2 protein-coding genes and 1 pseudogene are annotated in these 3,369 nt (G+C 63.0%); 2 read left to right on the plus strand and 1 reads right to left on the minus strand.

The features are described 5' to 3' along the window. Positions 1 to 352: 352 nt before the first annotated feature. Positions 353 to 1,126, minus strand: coding sequence for an SDR family NAD(P)-dependent oxidoreductase (locus XdyCFBP7245_RS23170; protein ID WP_104617689.1), 774 nt, complete (start codon positions 1,124 to 1,126; stop codon positions 353 to 355). A gap of 199 nt (positions 1,127 to 1,325) precedes the next feature. Between XdyCFBP7245_RS23170 and gcvA the strand changes: the two genes are divergently transcribed. Then, positions 1,326 to 2,255: a transcriptional regulator GcvA gene (gene gcvA / locus XdyCFBP7245_RS23175; protein ID WP_104617690.1), complete on the plus strand. Its 930-nt coding sequence runs from the start codon at positions 1,326 to 1,328 to the stop codon at positions 2,253 to 2,255. Between the two features lie 427 nt (positions 2,256 to 2,682). Next, positions 2,683 to 3,279, plus strand: a pseudogene (locus XdyCFBP7245_RS23180) (MCP four helix bundle domain-containing protein); the annotation flags it as partial. Between the last annotated feature and the right edge of the window lie 90 nt (positions 3,280 to 3,369).

A 3,369-nucleotide genomic window follows, 5' to 3' on the forward strand; every position in this document is an offset into this window, starting at 1 on the left:
ACGGCAGCCCACGCCGGCTCTCGACACCTAAACTGCCAGATTCCGAACAGATAAGGCTCTTATGCGGCATCCATGCCGCATAAGGTCCCGCGGAGATAGGCGGGCAAGGGCCAGTCGTGATGGTCGGTGGGCGCGGTTTTCAAGCCAGCCGCTTACAAACCCATGTGGTGCGGTGGACTGGCCACGCGGCATACCGACGTTCTCAGCTCAACGCGCACACGGAACACCGCTGTCACGCGGTTGGCGCCATCGAACAAGGCACCGGACCCACTGTGCAAGGATTGGCAGGACGCCACGCATGGACGCGATGCAGCAGCATGCGGGCGCCGCCGATTGCAACGCGTTGTCGAGTTCAGTTGCGCCCAGCCATCACACCGCCATCGACGTCCCACACGGCACCGGTGACCCAAGCGGCCTTGTCCGACAGCAGGAACGCGATCACCTCGGCCACGTCCTGCGCAGTGCCGACACGGCCGATGGGGTGGAACCCATTGAAGCCTTGCAGTGCTGCATGCACGTCCGCTTTCGGAATGAATCCCTCGTAGATCGGCGTGTCCACCACCGCCGGGGAGACGGCGTTGACGCGGATGCCCTTCGGCGCCAGTTCCATCGCCAGATGCTGGGTCAACGCATGCAGACCGGCCTTGGCCATCGAATAGGCCGATGACGGCGTGGCCGCAATCGCCTGCTTGCCCCACATCGAGCCGATATTGACGATCGCACCGCTGCGGCCGTGCGCGACCAGATTGGCGGCGACCTTCTGCGTGATGAAGAAAAACGCCTTGTTGAGCGCCATGTAGCGGTCGTAGTCGTCCTGCTGGTGCTCCAGAAACGGCTTGGGGAAAAACACGCCCGCTGCATTGACCAGCAGATCGATCTGCTGATGTGAGCGGTCGATCGCCGCCAACAACTCGGCAATGCCTTGCTGGCTAGTCAGATCGGCATTCAATGCCTCCACCGATCCGAGTGCGGCCAGCGCCTGGCGGGCTGCTTCGGTCTTCTCGGCGCGCTGGCCAACGATCACCGCATGCCCACCACCAAGCAGGATGTGCCGGGCCACTGCATACCCCATGCCGCTGGTGCCACCGACAACCAATAGCTTCTTACCGTTGAATTGCGTATCCATGATCAAACCTCGACGTGCCTGCCGTCAGGCAGGTCAGAAAGACAGCCGGCGAACCTGTCGCCGGAATGAGCCAACACCACCCACCTGCATCGCCAACGAAGACGCGGCGGGCAGGCCGTGGGGTGGCGGCCATTGTTCGGCTGGGGCGACATGGCCACAAACCAGTTAATGTGTCCCGACCTGAAAGAAAATCTTTATCGTGAAAAAGCCGCCTGTCCACCTCAATGCACTGCGGGCCTTCGAGGCCAGCGCACGCCATCAGAGTTTTTCGGCGGCTGCGGCCGAGCTGCATGTCACCCCGGCGGCAGTCGGCCAGCTGGTGCGAACGCTGGAAGACTGGGTGGGCACCCCCTTGTTTCATCGCAGCCAGGCCGGTCGCGCCCGTTTGCTGCCCACGCCCGCCGCCGAGCAGGCGTTGCCCGATGTGCGTGCTGGGCTGGATCGCCTGACCCTTGGGCTGGAACGGCTGAAGGAACAGTCCGGCGGCACCATGCTGACCATGACCGTCAGCCCGGCCTTTGCAGCCAAGTGGCTGCTCCCGCGCATCGATCGCTTCCAGACCGCGCACCCCGACATCGACATCCGGCTTGAGACCAGCCTCAAACCCGTGGATTTCCTGACGCAACGGATCGACATCGGCGTGCGCTATGGCGGCGGACAGTGGCCGGGCCTGGTGGCCCTCAAGCTGATGGACGAGGAGGTCTATCCGGTCTGCTCGCCAGCGCTGATCGGCCGGCTACACGCACCGGCGCATCTGACAGGCGAGACGCTGATCCACGACCTTTCGATGGAGACGCATCCCAACTTCCCGTCATGGAGCGCGTGGCTCGATAAGGCAGGCGTCGTCGGCGTCGATGCGATCCGGGGCTTGAAGATCAACAATGCAGCCGCCGTGCTGCAGGCCGCAATCGAAGGACACGGCATCGCGCTGGCGCGCAGCGTGATGGCGCATGACGACATCGCCACCGGCCGGCTGATCCGCTTGTTTCCGCAGATGCAGTTCCCCTCGCCCCTGGCCTATTACCTCGTCAACCGCCAAGAGAGCGCACATCTGCCGCGGATTGCCGCTTTCCGGCAATGGATCTGCGAAGAAGCCAGCGCAAACAGCGCGCTCGCGGCGACGCGCTAGAGCAGCTACGACCGCGCGGCCGTCTCGGTGCGTGGCGACCAATGCGCACCACATCGCTGCAGTGAAGCATCAAAGCGCGCATATCAAATATGCAAGCGACGCATGCGACAGCCCGTTGCGCAATCAATCGCGGCATCGCTGACCACACCGCCTCGGCGCTACGCAGCAACCCCATCGCTATCTTGCAGCTGCAACTCCGACCTCGCCTGTTTGAACGCCCGCATGCGCCGCTGCAGCGCAATCCAACCGCGCCTGAATATCGAAGGCGCGCTGCGCACAGTTTCAATGGTTGAGGCCGCTAACGAACGAGGCGAGACACGATCGGGGCAACAACGCAGCCCTGTCGACCTCTCGCTCATGCCCCCGCATCCCTGCCCATCCTGGGATTCCCCCGCGCTCCGTTTCTCCGGATCACCGATCTCCCCCTATGCACACCCTCTCCGATCTCCGCATTGGTCAACGCCTGTCCCTCGGCTTTCTCGCGATCATCGTCCTGATGGTGATCCTCACTGTTGTGGGCATCCAGCGCGTACGCAGCATCGACCGGCAATTGACTGCGATCAATGAAGTCAACAGCGTCAAGCAACGGTATGCGATCAACTTCCGCGGCAGCGTGCATGACCGCGCAATCGCCTTGCGCGATGTCGTGCTGATGGACGCGCCGGCCGACCGCCACGCTGCGGAGGAATTGATCGATAAACTCGCCGCCGACTATGCCCGCTCCGCGCAGCCGCTCGACACCATGATCGCCACCTCGAGCGACGCGCGCGAAAAAACGATTCTGCAGCAGATCAAATCCATCGAGCAGCGCACCCTGCCCTCGATTGCACAGGTGCGCGCGCTCCGCGACGCATCGGACCGCTCGCATGCCGAGCAACGCCTGCTGCAGGACGCGCGCCCGGCCTTCATCGATTGGCTGGCCAGCATCAATGCCTTCATCGATCTGCAAGAACAGAAAAACCGCCAAGCCGCCAAGCAGGCCGTCGCCACCGCACGTGGCTTTGCCATGCTGATGGTGATCTCTGACCCACCCCCTGAAAACTGAGCCACAGTAAAGTAGAGACTTCGGCAGCATGGGCCCCCGTAGCAACGAGGATTCAAGCGATGAAGAAGT

It is taken from the genome of Xanthomonas dyei (assembly GCF_002939865.1).
GTDB lineage: Bacteria > Pseudomonadota > Gammaproteobacteria > Xanthomonadales > Xanthomonadaceae > Xanthomonas > Xanthomonas dyei.

Excerpts from the sequence above, each read along its gene's own strand:
- XdyCFBP7245_RS23170 (WP_104617689.1), bottom strand. The coding sequence starts at position 1,126 with ATGGATACGCAATTCAACGGTAAGAAGCTATTGGTTGTCGGTGGCACC.